The organism is Planococcus sp. VCh962, assembly GCF_057748275.1.
On the sequence record NZ_JBYLHS010000001.1, the window covers coordinates 1,271,782 to 1,287,672 of the forward strand.

Here is a 15,891-nt window from a genome sequence, read left to right on the forward strand (position 1 = left end):
TTTGGAATAAAAACTTCGTTCAGAACCGGCTGTATGAGATCCGGGAAAGTCTATGAGCACATTTTTGGGTTCTATGAGCACTCCACTTACTTCTATGATCACTTAACCCACTTCTATGATCACTCCTGTGATTCTATGAGCACTCAATTCACCTCTATGATCACTCACTCCCAAAATCCGCAAAAAAAAGACCCGGCCATCAAAATGGCTGGGTCTTCTCTCACTTATCTAGCTAACTTAGCAAACACGGTATGGAATGCCTCCACTGTTTTCGCGATATGCTCTTCCGTATGCGCTGAAGACAAGAACATGCCTTCAAACTGGGAAGGCGGCAGGAAAATGCCTTCTTCTGCCATCAAACGGTAGTAGTCTGCAAACAATTCGGTATCCGATGTTTTCGCTGATGCGAAGTCAACGACAGGTTCATTCGTAAAGAAGAAGCCGATCATCGAGCCTGCACGGTTCACAGTGTGCGGGATATTGTATTTTTCAGCTGCAGCACGGAATCCGGCTTCCAGCTGATCGCCGCGTTTCACGAAAGTTTCGTACGTTTCTTCGTTTAGACGGGATAATGTCTCGTAGCCTGCAGTCATCGCTAGCGGGTTACCGGACAAAGTGCCTGCCTGGTAAATCGAGCCGCTTGGCGCCACTTGCTGCATGATTTCACGCTTGCCGCCGAATGCTCCGACCGGCAGTCCGCCGCCGATCACTTTTCCAAGGCAAGTCATATCCGGCGTTACACCGAAATGGCCTTGTGCGCAGTTATAGCCGACGCGGAATCCAGTCATGACTTCATCGAAGATCAGAACCGTTCCCGCTTCATGCGTCAAGTTGCGCAATTCCTGCAAGAAGCCTTCGCTCGGAGGAACAACCCCCATATTGCCTGCCACTGGTTCTACGATGACAGCGGCAATATCGTCCCCGAATTCCTTGAATGCCAAACGCACGCTTTCAAGGTCGTTATAAGGAACAGTGATGGTGTTTTTCGCGACTGATTCCGGAACGCCTGGTGAGTCCGGCAAGCCCAATGTCGCAACGCCTGATCCTGCTTTGATCAGCAAGCTGTCGGCATGGCCGTGGTAGCAGCCTTCAAATTTCAGGATTTTGCTGCGGCCTGTATAGCCGCGAGCCACACGCAAAGCACTCATTGTCGCTTCTGTGCCGGAAGAAACCATGCGGACCATTTCAATTGAAGGCACACGTTCCATGACCAGTTTCGCCAATTTGTTTTCCAGCAAAGTCGGAGCGCCGAAGCTCGTTCCGGATACCGCCACTTCCTGGATCGCCTTGACGACTCCCGGATGAGAATGACCCAAAATCAGCGGTCCCCATGATAAGACATAGTCGATGTACGTATTGCCATCGATATCAGTGATCGTGGCTCCGCTGCCGGAAGCCATAAAGATCGGATCCATATTGACTGATTTGAATGCGCGAACCGGCGAGTTGACACCGCCCGGCATTAATTTTTTAGCTTCTTCAAATGCTGCAATCGATTTTTCGTATCCCATTATTTCTCCTCCAACCAACGTGCCGCGTCTTTTGCGTGGTACGTCATCACGATATCTGCCCCTGCCCGTTTCATGCTAAGCAACGTTTCAAGAACCATTTTCTTCTCGTCCACCCAGCCATTCAAAGCAGCAGCTTTGACCATGGCGTATTCTCCTGAAACGTTGTAAGCAACAATCGGAATATCAAAATTGTCGCGTACTTCGCGGATGATGTCCAAATAAGAAAGTGCCGGTTTTACAATCATGAAATCCGCGCCTTCTTCGATATCGGAAGTTGCTTCACGAAGTGCTTCCAAGCGGTTTGCCGGATCCATTTGATAAGTTTTGCGGTCACCGAATTGCGGCGTTGAATGAGCCGCTTCACGGAACGGTCCGTAATAAGCTGATGCATACTTCACACCGTAACTCATGATCGGCGTGTTTTCAAAGCCAGCCTGGTCAAGCCCGAAGCGGATTGCTGCCACAAAACCGTCCATCATGTTTGATGGTGCAATGATGTCAGCCCCTGCTTTCGCTTGCGACACAGCTGTGCGTGCCAATAGGTCCAGCGACTCGTCATTTAAGATCACGCCGTTTTCAATGACTCCGCAATGTCCATGGTCTGTATACTGGCATAGGCAAGTATCAGCGATGACCACAAGGTCCGGATGGCGTTCTTTCGCAAAACGGATGGCTTCCTGTGTAATGCCGTGATCGTGGTAAGCTTGTGTTCCGACAGCATCTTTTTCGTTCGGCACACCGAAAAGAATAACGGATGGAATGCCCAGTCCGACCACTTCATCAAGTTCTTCACCCAGTCTGTCCAATGAAAAATGGAACACACCCGGCATTGAAGAAATTTCTTCTTTGACGTTTTCGCCTTCTACGACAAAAATCGGGTAAATGAAATCTTCTTTTTGCAAGCTGGTTTCACGGACCATTGAGCGGAGATTCGCAGATGTGCGCAAGCGGCGTCCGCGGTTGAAATTCAATTCATTCATTATTTAAAACTTCCTTTCACGATTTCGTTGATGACTTCGGTATACGTATATTTCTCAGGAATAAAGTCGACGCTTCCGCCTTCTTGGCGGATGGCGTTCTCCGTAACATGCCCGATGGCAGCAACCCGGATTCCAGACCAGTCCCCGCCTGCTTCCCGGTAAGCGGAAACAGCTGAAGGGCTGGCAAATATCACGGTTACCCCGTTCAAGGCTTTTAATTTCTCGGCATTCTCTATTTTAAAGGTGGTCTCATAAATAATCCATTCATCCACCTTCATCGGCATCGATGCGATGGTGTTTCTGGCAAGTGAGCCTTTAATGAATAAACACGTGGCTTCGCCGGCAACTTCAGGGAATTCCTGCACAAATACATCCGCGCTGTAGACAGTCGGCATAAAGCTCACTTGATAGCCATGCTGTTCAAGCACTTCCGCTGTCTTTTCTCCAACGGCGGCGATTTTTGCGTGCGTTGCCATATGCAATTGGCAAAACGCTTCCGCACTGTTTGCGCTTGTGAAAATCAACCAGTCGTAACATTCGAAATCCGGCAGTTGCGACTGCCGGACTGAAGTTTCTATAAGTGGGCAATACAAGGGCTTGCCGCCAAGTTTTTCAACAAGCGCAACCGCTTCTTCCGGCTGATTGGAGCCCGTAAAAACAATCGTTTCGCCCTTTAATGGGAAATCAGGATCAAACATGGTTCTCAGCTTTAACTTTTTGGATCAATTCATAGCCGCCTTGTGAGCTGATGCGTTCAGCCACCGTACGCCCTGCTTCGATCGGGTCGCGGCTGATGATGGATTCTTTGAAGATTTCGTCGGCATCCGGTGATGAAATCAGGCCGGTAAATGAAATTTCGCCATTATCCACTGTCGCATAGCCGGCAATCGGCACTTGGCAGCTGCCATCCATGTCTTTTAGGAATTTACGTTCTGCCGTAACCGCCAATGCTGTATTCTCGTCGTTGACTTTTGCCAATGCTGCAAGCAATTCTACATCGTCTTCTCGGCATTCAATGCCAAGTGCACCTTGGCCGATTGCTGGCAGGCATTCATCCACTTCCAGGAATTCCGTTACAATTTCGTCTTTCCAGCCCATCCGTTTAAGGCCGGCAGCTGCAAGAAGGATTGCATCAAATTCACCTGATTTCAATTTTTCCAAACGTGTATCGATGTTGCCTCGGATCCATTGGATGTCCAGGTCTGGGCGCATCAACAGCAATTGAGAACTGCGGCGCAAACTGCTTGTACCAACAACCGCTCCTACAGGAAGATCCATGAATTTCACATGGTTATTCGAAATAAACGCATCGCGCGGGTCTTCACGTTCAGGCACACAGCCGATGACAAAGCCTTCAGGCAAAACCGATGGCATATCTTTCATGCTGTGAACAGCGAAATCAATTTCTTTATCGTGCAACGCTTGCTCGATTTCTTTTACAAATAGCCCTTTGCCACCGACTTTGGAAAGTGTCACGTCCAGAATGCGGTCACCTTTTGTAACGATTTCTTTAATCTCAAATTCAAATGGCGCTCCTGACGCTTTCAGTTTTTCGATGAATTGATTTGTCTGCGTTAACGCAAGCTTGCTTCTTCGTGAACCTACAATAATTTTTCTCAAATGAATCCTACCTTTCCTTAATACCAAAAATGAAATTCAGATAGCCGGCTTCCTAAAAAGAAGTTGATCAATAACAATAAAAACGCATAAATATGGGCCATGGCATAGGACATGCCGTTCATCGTGCCTTTGCGGTGGCGATACAGCACGACGCTGTAGACGATCAGCAAAATGAATGATCCGATGATTTTAAAATCAAGCAGCGAGAATTCCGCCAGTGAAATATAAGCCCATTGCAGGCCTAATACCAGTGACACGAACAATAGCGAAATTCCAACGAGGATCGAAATCGTCATGCCAATCTCCGTTTGACCGAGCGACGGCAAATTGCTCCATTGCTTTGTCCATTTTTTCTTTTTCAGCAAGCGGTAAAGTATCATATGCAGCGCTGAAAAAACAAAAGACAAGGAAAATGCCACGTATGATAGAATCGCGAATGTGATATGGATAAATAATAATTCCGATACAAGGTCTTGCCCGACTGGAGATTTTTCGATCTGGACCGGCGCAAATGTATGGATCGTCATAAAGATGAATCCAATGATGTTGATGAAAAATACGGCAAAATCAAAGCGGTAGAAAATCCGCAAAACCAGTGACAGGGTCACCAACAGCCAGGCATAAAAATAAATCCCTTCAAACAGCGTCAGTATTGGGAAGCGCTGTGTCTCGATAATATACATGACCAGAAACACCGTTTGCAGGACCCATACAACACCGAGCAATGTCATGGCGATGCGGCTTGCTTTTTTCTCTTTATATAAGTAATCGATAAAATAAAAAACAAGGCTGACAGCATATAGAATAACCATAGCTTCGTGCAGCCTTGCCATTGTTATATCAGCCATCCCATTCCCCTTCGTCTCCATAATTAAAGGCGTTTCCGCATCTACATTTTAGCATATAGATTCGAAAACGCCTCTTTCAGAAAGCTTAAAATGAATATCCGGGAGTTTCTTGTTTTTGTTTGGTCTGTTCTATGTTTTTAGCCGCCTTGGTTTGCGGAGCGCTCATTTGTTTATTGACTTCCGCTTCAACCTCATCTTCAATGCCGAAAATCTGCTGGAACAGCTCAAGCTTCTCATACGAGTTGGATGATCCGGCCATTTCTTTCGCCTGCAGAATTGGTTCTTTCAGCAATTGGTTGATGATCGACTTTGTATGCTTGTTCAATATTTTCTTTTCACGGTCAGTCAAGTCAGGCATTTTGTTTTCAATGCTCGCCATTGTTTCCGCTTGGATGTTCAGTGCCTTCTGGCGCAATGCAGAAATCACCGGAACTACTCCAAGTGTCGCCAACCAGTCGTTAAACTGGTGTGTCTCCTGGTCAATCATCGTCATGATTTGCCCTGCTGCCCGTTCACGTTCAGCAAGGTTCGCTTCCACAATTCCTTGCATATCATCGATATCATATAAAAATACATTAGATAAATCCCCAATACGCGGATCTACATCGCGCGGAACAGCAATGTCCACCATGAATAATGGCTTGCCTTTGCGAAGTTTTTCCACATACTGCATCAATTCAAAGTCGATGACATAATCTGTAGCACCTGTGGAAGAAATCAGAATGTCCGCATCAAGAAGCGCGCATTGCAGTTGATTCATTGGAATCGCATGTCCGTTGAACTTACGAGCCAAATCTTCAGCTTTTTCAAATGTACGGTTAATAACCGTCACATTGTCAGCACCGCTACCCTGCAAGTTCTTGATGGCCAGTTCGCCCATTTTGCCCGCACCTAAAATAACGACATGTTTGTTTTTCAGCGTGCCGAAAATTTTCTTGCCCAGTTCAACCGCTGCATAGGAAACAGAAACTGCGTTTTCGCCGATTGCTGTTTCAGAATGTGCGCGTTTCGCCAGCGTCACAGCTTGCTTGAACAACTGATTGAATACTGTACCCGTCGTACCGTATTCCTGTCCGGCAAGAAAGCTGTTTCTTACTTGGCCGAGAATCTGTGTTTCACCAAGCACCATTGAATCAATGCCGGCAGTCACACGGAATAAATGCTCAACCGCTTCTTGCTGTTCATGGACAAATAAATACTGGGACAACGATTCTTGGGGGATTCCGAAATAATCCGCCAAAAATTGCTTCACATAATAACGTCCAGTGTGAAGCTGATCCACCACCGCATAGATTTCCGTCCGGTTGCAAGTCGACACGATGACATTCTCCAATATGCTTTTTTGTTCTTTTAACGCTTGCATGGCCTGTGGCAGTTCTGCTTCGATGAATGAAAGCTTTTCTCGGATTTCCACAGGTGCAGAGCGATAATTCACCCCGACTACTAATGTATGCATGGGATCAAAACACCTTTCACGTTCATATTTCAATATAAATAAGTATACCACTTTCTTGCCGGTGTAAGCCTTTAAAATTGTGAACAAGCAATGAAAGTATGTTTATTTATAATTATTATAAACTAAGTTTATCAAAGCGAAACCCCTCTAACAAGCATAACGCTCTTAGTCGAAATAGTGAGAGAACTTGCGTGCGTCAAGAAGTTGGAGTTGGTCGTAACTCGGCATGAAAAGGTCTTAATTCCTGTCCGATTCGTTGTAATTCATCGTTGAATGGTTGTAACTCACCCATTCTATGCTCTCCTGGATACTTGCCTCCTCAACACCCCAAAGCTAAAAACTGATTGCACAAGCCTTGTCCTTTTAAAAAATCCCCACAAAAAAAGCACAGCCGGAGCTGTGCTTCATGTTCGTTACATTCTTTTTTCGATTTCCGCCCAAGCCACATCTTTCCCAAGACCTGTTTCGGATGAAAACACGATCAATGGATCGTTCTTATCCATTTCGAGTGTCTGGCGGACTATCTTTTTATGCTTTTCCCATTTGCCTTTCGGGATCTTATCCGCTTTTGTAGCAATAATGATGCACGGAATATCGTAATGCTTCATAAAGTCATACATTGCGATATCGTCTTTGCTTGGCGGATGGCGAAGATCGACGATTTGGATCACCGCACGCAATTCCTCGCGGCCCGTAATATAGCGTTCAATCATTTTGCCCCATGCTTCACGTTCCGTCTTGGATACTTTCGCATAGCCATAGCCTGGAACATCGACGTAAAATAATTTCTCTTCTATTTTATAAAAGTTCAGCGTCTGCGTTTTCCCCGGTTTCGAGGAAATGCGCGCCATGCTTTTGCGGCCGATCATTTTATTGATGAACGACGATTTTCCGACGTTCGAACGCCCTGCTAAAGCAAATTCCGGTAAGCCGTCTTCGGGATATTGATCCGGGCGGACGGCACTGATAACAAGTTCTACATTATTGACAATCATTCGTTTACTCCTTCTAATGCGATTTCAAGCGCTTCATCCGCTTGAGAAACGAGTTTGAACGTCAATGCTTCGCGGACACTTTCTGGAATGTCTTCGATATCCCGCTCGTTGTCGAGCGGCAGGATGATCGTTTTCAATCCGGCACGGTGAGCGCTCAATGTTTTTTCTTTGACTCCGCCGATTGGCAATACGCGTCCGCGGAGTGTAATTTCCCCGGTCATGCCGACTTCCCGGCGGATCGGGCGTTTCGATAAGGCAGACACTAAAGCAGTGGCAATTGTAATGCCCGCTGAAGGTCCATCTTTTGGAACTGCGCCTTCCGGAACGTGGATATGAATATCCTGCGACTCATGGAAATTCGGATCAATGCCAAGGGATTCTGCCCGCGCTCTGACAAATGACAAAGCGGTTTGCGCCGATTCCTTCATGACATCCCCTAGTTTACCAGTCAACTGCAATTTGCCGCTGCCCGGAGACAGGGACACTTCAATTTGAAGCGTATCGCCGCCTACTGTGGTATAAGCAAGTCCTGTAGCAACTCCGACTTGGTTGACGGTTTCTGCCATGCCATAGCGGAATTTTCGTTTTCCGAGATAGTCCTCGACTGCATCTGCAGTAACGACCACTTTCTCTTTTTCGCCTGCAACAATCTGCTTGGTCACTTTCCGGCAAATCGAAGCAATTTGGCGTTCCAAGCCGCGGACACCCGCTTCACGTGTGTAGTAGCGGACAATATTCAGCAAAGCGTCTTCTTCAAATTCGAGCTGGTCTTCATTCAAGCCATGTTCTTTCAATTGCTTTGGAGCCAAATGATTTTTTGCAATCGTTTGTTTTTCCGCTTCTGTATACCCGGCAATCGTGATGACTTCCATACGGTCGCGAAGAGGTCCTGGAATGGTGCTTAAATCATTCGCTGTCGCAATAAAAAGGACATTTGATAAATCATAAGTTTCTTCAATATAATGGTCGCTGAATGAATTGTTCTGTTCAGGATCCAGCACTTCGAGCATTGCCGACGATGGGTCGCCGCGGAAATCATTCGACATCTTATCGATTTCATCCAATAGGAAAACCGGATTGATGGTGCCAGCCCGTTTCATCCCTTGGATGATGCGTCCTGGCATAGCCCCGACATACGTCCGTCGGTGTCCGCGTATTTCAGATTCATCCCGTACGCCGCCAAGCGAAACGCGGACAAATTTACGGTCAAGCGATTCAGCAATGGATTTTGCCAATGAAGTTTTCCCCACACCAGGAGGTCCGACTAAACAAAGAATCGGGCCGCGCAGTGAATTGGTCATCTGCTGGACAGCCAGGTATTCAAGCACCCGTTCTTTGACGCTTTCAAGTCCATCGTGGTCACGGTCAAGCACTTCTTCCGCATATTTGATATCCAAGCGGTCTTCTGTCGCTTCCGACCAAGGAATGGTCACCAGCCATTCAAGATAATTGCGGATAATGCCGCTTTCTGCCGCAGCTGAGGGCAATTTCTCGTAGCGGTCCAACTCTTTTAGGGCTGCTTTTTCGGTCGATTCCGGCATGCCCGCGTCTTCGATGCGTTTACGCAAATCAACGATTTCACCGGATTTTCCGTCTTTATCGCCCAGTTCTGTCTGGATCGCTTTCATTTGTTCACGCAAATAAAATTCTTTTTGCGTTTGTTCCATCGCTTTTTTCACACGCTGCGTAATACGTTTTTCAAGATCAATTACTTCTTGTTCATTGTGAAGGCGGGTAATCAGCATCTCTAAGCGCTTGTTGACATCAAATGTTTCCAGCACTTCCTGTTTTTCGTTCACTTTCAACGGCAAATGGGAAGCGACCATATCCGCTAAACGGCCTGGCTCCTCTATATCTGCCACCGTGTTAAACGTTTCAGTTGATACTTTTTTGGAAGCTTTCGCGTATTTCTCAAAATGCTCGAGCAGCATGCGCATTAAAGCATCCTGTTCAGCCGTGCGTTCCGTTTCATCAGGGAACGAAGTGACTTCTACTACCGTGTAATTTTCATCTTCTTCGTAGTTTTTCCACTGGCCACGTTCCAGGCCTTCAACAAGAACACGGATTGTGCCATTCGGCAATTTCAGCATTTGTTTGACATAAGCCAAGGTCCCGATTTTTTGCAGATCATCTTTTTCAGGCTGTTCGACGCTCATTTCTTTTTGGGTCGCCAAAAAGACAATATTGTCTTCAAGCAAGGCTTGTTCTAATGCAGCCACTGAACGTTCACGGCCAACATCAATATGAAGTACCATTGTCGGGAATACGAGGAGCCCTCGTAGCGGCAATAACGGTACACGTTTACTTACTTTTCTTTTAGCCATCTGGGAGTTGCACCTCCGATTATTTTCATCAAAAAAACAAGCTGACCCTAACGCGCGGATGTGCACGATCAGAGTCAGCCCGTATCATCCTTTCTTTACCCACTTCAACAGCCAGCTACACTTACTTTATTCGTAAGCTTTGCCATTGAAGGCCGATTGTTCAACTAACACTCAGCGGTTTCACCTATGCGTGAAGTTTCACTTTACCCGACCCCAACGGGCAGTAAAACTGCCCCTAGCGATCCGATTGGTTCAACTAACACTCAGCGGTTTCGCCTTTTCGTGAAGTTTCACTTTACCCGACCAATGGGCAGTAAAACTGCCCCTAACGGTCCGATTGGTTCAACTAACACTTAGCGGCTTCACCGCTAAGTGAAGTTTCACTTTATGCGGATGTTTTTTCGTTGTCTTTTTCATCGTATTCAGAGCCATCTTCTAAGATGAGTCTCGGCAATTCGTTATTCGTTACCGTTTCTTTCGTAATGACGCATTCAACAATATCTTCACGTGAAGGCAAGTCGAACATGACTTCAAGCATGATGTTTTCAATAATCGAACGAAGTCCGCGGGCTCCGGTTTTGCGTTCAATTGCCAATTTCGCAATTTCAACCAAAGCATCTTCTTCGAACGTCAATTCTACATCATCAAGTTCCATCATTTTTTGGTATTGTTTGATCAATGCGTTTTTCGGTTCAGTCAAAATCTGTACCAGCGCATTCTCATCCAATTGCTCGAGGCTTGCCAATACAGGCAAACGGCCGATAAATTCAGGAATCAAACCGAACTTCAGCAAATCTTCCGGAATCAGCTGGCTAAGCAATGACTTATCATCCAACTCTTCTTTGTTCGGGTCAGCACCGAAACCGATGACTTTATTGCCCAAACGGCGTTTGATGATTTGTTCAACTCCATCAAATGCGCCACCCACGATGAATAATACATTCGTTGTGTCGATTTGAATGAACTCCTGATGCGGATGCTTGCGGCCGCCTTGCGGTGGAACGCTGGCAGTTGTGCCTTCCAGAATTTTCAATAACGCTTGCTGAACCCCTTCGCCTGAAACATCACGAGTGATGGACGGATTTTCGGATTTGCGCGCCACTTTATCGATTTCATCGATATAAATGATGCCTTTTTCCGCACGTTCCACATCGTAATCAGCTGCCTGGATCAGTTTCAATAAAATGTTTTCAACGTCTTCACCGACATATCCTGCTTCTGTCAAAGAAGTAGCATCGGCGATGGCAAACGGCACATTCAGAATGCGGGCCAAAGTCTGGGCAAGCAAAGTTTTACCGCTCCCCGTTGGTCCGATTAATACGATATTTGATTTCGACAACTCGACGTCATCGATCTTGCTATTGGAATTAACGCGTTTGTAATGATTGTAAACAGCAACAGCCAACGATTTTTTAGCTCTTTCCTGGCCGATTACATAACCGTTAAGAATATCCAAAATCTCTTTCGGTTTTGGCACTTCTTTAAACTCGACTGCTTCTTCCGTACCAAGCTCTTCTTCTACGATTTCCGTGCAGAGCTCAATACATTCGTCACAAATATATACGCCTGGTCCTGCAACCAGTTTGCGAACCTGTTCTTGTGGTTTTCCACAAAATGAACATTTTAAATGGTCTTTTTCGTCATTGAATTTAAACAATGTATTCACCCCTATTCAAGCCATTATCTTACAAGATTATGCTTATTGTAGCAACTAATTAGAATTGCGACAAAGAGAAAGCTTTTTATGTAATCGAATTTTATTTCTATGTAGAGTAAAACAAGGCACGTTGCCGTGCCTTGTTTAATCTTGATGCTTATGTGGTGCGTTTATTCAGCGTCAGCGTCTGCAGCTGCTGAAGTGTTTTCAGTGAATTTAGCGTTTTCCACTAAGAATTCAACTGTGTTTTGCATGCGGATATCATTTTCAAGCATTTCAGTTCCACCCAAAGCAGTCTTGATTTGTTCGATGTCCATGTTGAATTGGCTAGACATTTTTTCAAGTTCTTTGTCGATGTCTTCTGAAGAAACTTCCATGTTTTCAGCATTAGCGATTGCTTCAAGTACCAATGATACACGTACGCGTGTTTCTGCATCGTCGTGCATTTGAGCGCGCAAAGCTTGCTCGTCTTGGCCTGAGAACTGGTAGTAAAGGTCAAGGTTCATACCTTGTTGAGTCAAACGTTGCTCGAAATCAGCCATCATGCGGTCCATTTCAGTGTGGATCATTGCATGCGGAAGATCAATTGTTGCGTTTTCAGCAGCTTTTTGAACTAGTTCGTCGCGAAGTGCTGCATCAGCGTTCGCTTTTTTCTGCTCGGCCAATGTTTCTTTCATTTTCGTGCGAAGTGCATCAAGGCTTTCAACTTCAGGATCGATTTCTTTAGCGAATTCGTCATCAAGTTCAGGTAGCTCTTTTGCTTTTACTTCGTTAACTTTCACTTTGAATGTTGCGGCTTTGCCTGCAAGTTCAGCAGCGTGGTATTCTTCTGGGAAAGTGACTTCTACGTCTTTTTCTTCTCCAGATTTCACGCCTACCAATTGCGCTTCAAATCCTGGGATGAATGAGTTTGAACCGATTTCAAGAGAATAATTTTCTCCTTTTCCGCCTTCAAACGCTTCTCCATCAACGAACCCTTCAAAGTCGATAACTGCTGTATCGCCTTCTACGATTGCTTCGTCTTCTTTAACAGCAAGCTCAGCAAAACGCTCTTGGTTTTCTTTCAATTGGTTTTCAACTTCTTCGTCCGTTACATCTGTATCCGGCTTAGAAACTTCAAGTCCTTTGTATTCGCCAAGTTGAACTTCAGGTTTAACTGTTACTTTAGCAGTAAATACAAGCGGCTTGTTTTTTTCCATTGTTTCGATGTCGATTTCCGGGCGGTCAACCGGGTTAAGTCCAGCTTCTTCAACAGCGTTTGCATATGCATCCGGCAAGATGAAGTCTAGAGCGTCCTGGTAAAGTGATTCTACACCGAAACGTTGTTCGAACATCTGGCGCGGCATTTTACCTTTGCGGAATCCTGGTACGTTAATTTCTTTAACAACTTTCTTGAAAGCTTTGTCCAATCCTGCGTTCACTTCTTCTACAGGTACTTCAACTGTAAGAATTCCTGTGTTACCTTCTTGCTTTTCCCATTTTGCTGACATATATAAGCCCTCCAAACATTTTCTACAAAGTCATATTACGTTTTATACGAATTTTGACAACCTCAATATTATAGCATAGTTGACGCTATGTTCAACTATTTCTATCCATTGCGCAATTCAAACCATTGCTCGGCATAAAAAATCAAGCTCATCAAAGTAGGATCGCCTGAATAATTCATTTCTCCGGTAAATAACTGTTCTAAATAATTGATATAAGCGTCCGCGACTTCGGCTTCTTCAAACTCATCCCATTGAAACGGGTAAAACAAATAAATATGCCGCTCGAACAATTCTTGTACCATCTCCAAGCGGGTCGGATCTTTCTCGAGTACGTCCTCCATCATTCGCTTGATTGCATGAATACGGGGGTTGTTGATCGGATCCGGCAGTTTCGTTACGGAAAATTCACCTTCGTAATGAAATTTGCTCACTTTCACTCGGGCTTTCACTTTTTCCTGGTGGATCATAAATAATATGTATGTTTTCGTTAAAAGGTCGGTTTCCGGGTGCTCCACTATTTCCAGTAAACTGCCTTTCATTACTTCATAAGATGCAGGCGGCAATTCCACGATCAGCCTTTCCTGTTCATTCGGAGATAAAGTGATAAAGTTTTTAACCGCATATAATGTTGGATCTATCTTTGGGCTGGCGATATTCGCTACAATGCGTTCGTTCAAGTCACGCAATTGCTGAAATTGAGCCAGGCGCTCTTCCGGAAGGATCTTTTCCTCTATTAAAATTTCGATCATCCGTTCAGCTTCTTCAAATTCCCGGACTTGCATTAAAATACTTATGTATAATTCCATTGTCTCCAAATAATGGACTGGGCCGACTTTCAGTAATTCCCGGCAGACATCCAGTGCTTCTTCATACTCTTCCAGCTCAAATAAGCAATATGCATACGCACCAAGGGCGCCGGCATGCTCCGGTTCATAAGACAGCACTTGGTACAACTTATCACGCGCTTCTTCATATTGTTCATCTTTCAGCAAATTCATACCTTCAGTCAACAGCCGGTTGATCGTGTTAGGGAACACAATTACATTGCCTCTCCGCTTTAACTCTCTATATTTTTTCCGCATTTAAACACCCCATTTGTACTATCTATAATAACATAACGGCATTTTGCGCGAAAATAAAATGACAGATTTTTTAGAAATATTCAATAGTGAGCGTTAAGGATGAAAAAAACTTTTTACAAGAACAACTGCTTTTTCCACAATCAAGCCATGATCCAAAGCAAATCTGGATCATGGCTTGATAAAAGATGCGAGAAAACCCAGAAGTTATGTTTACGGTTCTTTATTATTAAACCCGTAAACCATCTATTACATGCTCAATAAACTTTGGAATTGATTTGTACGGAACCATCGGGGAAGAAATTGGCGAATTTCGTCATCATTGTAACCAACTTGCAGTTTTTTTCCATCATGAAGAATTGGCAGACGCAGCACACCGGGGTTATCTTGGATGACTTGATATAACTGGGGCATTGATAAAGTATCAAAATCAAGTTTCAGTTTTTTTATGGCATAAGCCTTTTTCGAAATGATTTCTTCAGTTCCTTCATTCGTCAAAGACAGGATTTCCTGAATTTCCTCTATCGTAATCGGTGTCGTAGAAATGTTTTTTTCGACATAGGGAATATTATATTCGTTGAGCCAGGCTATCGCTTTTCGGCAAGACGTGTTGCTTGTGGCGGTAAATAATTTGGCTTTCATCTCTTCACGGTCCTTTCCATACATTGATTTTTCCAGTGCGCATTTGGCGGATAATATCTGGCGGAAACAGCATTCGGCAAAACACTTTTGAAAATTCATTATAATCAACACTAGCCCCTTCATTTTTGCGGGCTTGAAGTTTTTCAAGTAAGGAGTGCAAACACCAAATCAAGGTCTCTATTTCGATATCCGGCCACATTAATCCTCTTTTATGAAGCTTTTTGAGATGGCTCAGCACTTTTTCCTGCATGCGCATTTTGGCGTTATTGACCACTTCGGCAAGCTCTGCATCTTTCAGCATAAGTTCCGGTACCAATTTCTGCAGATTTTTCTCATTGATCTTATGGTAATGCATTTCCAAACGGCCGGCCAAAAGCTTTTCTGGATCGCCGCTTTTCCACTCCAAATCAAGAGGAATCATGGAATCTATTTGATCGTCAATCAATGTCATAAGCAATTGGCGTTTATCGGAAAAATACCGGTAAAACGTTCCCGTTGCCACTTTTGCATGGGCAGCAATTTCTTTTGCAGTTGTCTGTTCATAACCTTTTTCGATGAATAACAATTTTGCACTTTCAATCAGCGCTTCTCTTTTTTGCTTGGAACGCAGTTGTTTAGGGAACGTCGGAAAATCTCCGACAAGGTTTTCGTGCTGCATCTTCTCACCTCACAGTTAAGAATAACACGCTCGTCTTTAAAACATGAACTCTAGTTCATGTTTTTTATGATATTTTTTATGAAATCGCTTCACATTTTCGCCAAGAAATAAAAAAAGTATTAAATTTTTTTCCTGAACCGGGAACCTGCTCTACCACATCGGCTCTTCTTTATCCGAAAGTATTGTAAGAAAAGGCATAAGGACCAAACTGATGAGAAATAAAATGAGAATGGGGATGATGATGAATAGCGGATTTATTGAGGCAAATAAATTCAAGAGTAATGGCAAAAGGATCACCATATTTAAAAGACTGAGTCGCTTTTTTGATTTTTGTGCTATGTACTGTTTTTTTCTGCAAACCGGACATTCCATCCTGGTATTCAAAGTGAACATTTTTTTAATCGTCTGCTTCCAGCTCCATTGTGATTTGCAATTAGTGCATTCCGGCATTTTCATCAACTCCTGTAAATTACTATACGTTTAGCAGAGCTTTTGGTTTCGCAGTTTGTTGAATTGGTCTCATAAAATCTTTTCCAAACGCTTCCTCCAATGTTATCGGGTATTTTTCAAACAAAAATAAAAAAGCCTTGAAGCTTTTGCTTCAAGGCTTTTTTTATGTACATTCCTATAA

14 protein-coding genes are annotated in these 15,891 nt (G+C 44.4%); all 14 read right to left on the bottom strand.

Features of this window, described 5'->3' with window-relative positions; translation table 11 throughout:
• Window positions 1-224 precede the first annotated feature (224 nt).
• Complete coding sequence (hemL, locus tag AC3AQ9_RS06450; protein ID WP_488306601.1) at window positions 225-1,511, bottom strand: glutamate-1-semialdehyde 2,1-aminomutase; 1,287 nt, start codon at window positions 1,509-1,511, stop codon at window positions 225-227.
• Window positions 1,511-2,491, bottom strand: a complete 981-nt coding sequence (gene hemB / locus AC3AQ9_RS06455) for a porphobilinogen synthase (protein ID WP_488306602.1) — start codon at window positions 2,489-2,491, stop codon at window positions 1,511-1,513. Before hemB ends, hemL begins: the two co-directional genes overlap by 1 nt.
• Window positions 2,491-3,189, bottom strand: coding sequence for a uroporphyrinogen-III synthase (locus tag AC3AQ9_RS06460; protein ID WP_488306603.1), 699 nt, complete (start codon window positions 3,187-3,189; stop codon window positions 2,491-2,493). Before AC3AQ9_RS06460 ends, hemB begins: the two co-directional genes overlap by 1 nt.
• Window positions 3,182-4,111: a hydroxymethylbilane synthase gene (gene hemC / locus AC3AQ9_RS06465; protein ID WP_488306604.1), complete on the bottom strand. Its 930-nt coding sequence runs from the start codon at window positions 4,109-4,111 to the stop codon at window positions 3,182-3,184. Before hemC ends, AC3AQ9_RS06460 begins: the two co-directional genes overlap by 8 nt.
• A gap of 17 nt (window positions 4,112-4,128) precedes the next feature.
• On the bottom strand, window positions 4,129-4,959 hold the full coding sequence (gene ccsA, locus AC3AQ9_RS06470; RefSeq protein WP_488306605.1) for a cytochrome c biogenesis protein CcsA: 831 nt from the start codon (window positions 4,957-4,959) through the stop codon (window positions 4,129-4,131).
• 85 nt (window positions 4,960-5,044) lie between these two features.
• The gene (hemA, locus tag AC3AQ9_RS06475; protein ID WP_488306606.1) at window positions 5,045-6,415 is read right to left on the bottom strand and encodes a glutamyl-tRNA reductase; all 1,371 of its coding nucleotides are present in this window, start codon (window positions 6,413-6,415) and stop codon (window positions 5,045-5,047) included.
• 413 nt (window positions 6,416-6,828) lie between these two features.
• Window positions 6,829-7,410, bottom strand: a complete 582-nt coding sequence (gene yihA, locus AC3AQ9_RS06480; RefSeq protein ID WP_488306607.1) for a ribosome biogenesis GTP-binding protein YihA/YsxC — start codon at window positions 7,408-7,410, stop codon at window positions 6,829-6,831.
• The gene (gene lon, locus AC3AQ9_RS06485; protein ID WP_488306608.1) at window positions 7,407-9,734 is read right to left on the bottom strand and encodes an endopeptidase La; all 2,328 of its coding nucleotides are present in this window, start codon (window positions 9,732-9,734) and stop codon (window positions 7,407-7,409) included. Before lon ends, yihA begins: the two co-directional genes overlap by 4 nt.
• A gap of 385 nt (window positions 9,735-10,119) precedes the next feature.
• Entirely contained in the window at window positions 10,120-11,391 is a 1,272-nt protein-coding gene (gene clpX / locus AC3AQ9_RS06490) for an ATP-dependent protease ATP-binding subunit ClpX (protein ID WP_488306609.1), read from the bottom strand.
• A gap of 170 nt (window positions 11,392-11,561) precedes the next feature.
• Window positions 11,562-12,881 (bottom strand): trigger factor, encoded by a 1,320-nt coding sequence (gene tig / locus AC3AQ9_RS06495; RefSeq protein ID WP_488306610.1) that lies wholly within the window; start codon window positions 12,879-12,881, stop codon window positions 11,562-11,564.
• A gap of 101 nt (window positions 12,882-12,982) precedes the next feature.
• On the bottom strand, window positions 12,983-13,963 hold the full coding sequence (locus tag AC3AQ9_RS06500; RefSeq protein WP_488306611.1) for a tetratricopeptide repeat protein: 981 nt from the start codon (window positions 13,961-13,963) through the stop codon (window positions 12,983-12,985).
• Window positions 13,964-14,209: 246 nt separating this feature from the next.
• Window positions 14,210-14,602 (bottom strand): transcriptional regulator Spx, encoded by a 393-nt coding sequence (gene spx / locus AC3AQ9_RS06505; protein ID WP_488306612.1) that lies wholly within the window; start codon window positions 14,600-14,602, stop codon window positions 14,210-14,212.
• Window positions 14,603-14,606: 4 nt separating this feature from the next.
• Window positions 14,607-15,260, bottom strand: a complete 654-nt coding sequence (locus AC3AQ9_RS06510; RefSeq protein WP_488306613.1) for a TetR/AcrR family transcriptional regulator — start codon at window positions 15,258-15,260, stop codon at window positions 14,607-14,609.
• Between the two features lie 150 nt (window positions 15,261-15,410).
• Window positions 15,411-15,716 (bottom strand): TIGR04104 family putative zinc finger protein, encoded by a 306-nt coding sequence (locus AC3AQ9_RS06515; protein ID WP_488306614.1) that lies wholly within the window; start codon window positions 15,714-15,716, stop codon window positions 15,411-15,413.
• Between the last annotated feature and the right edge of the window lie 175 nt (window positions 15,717-15,891).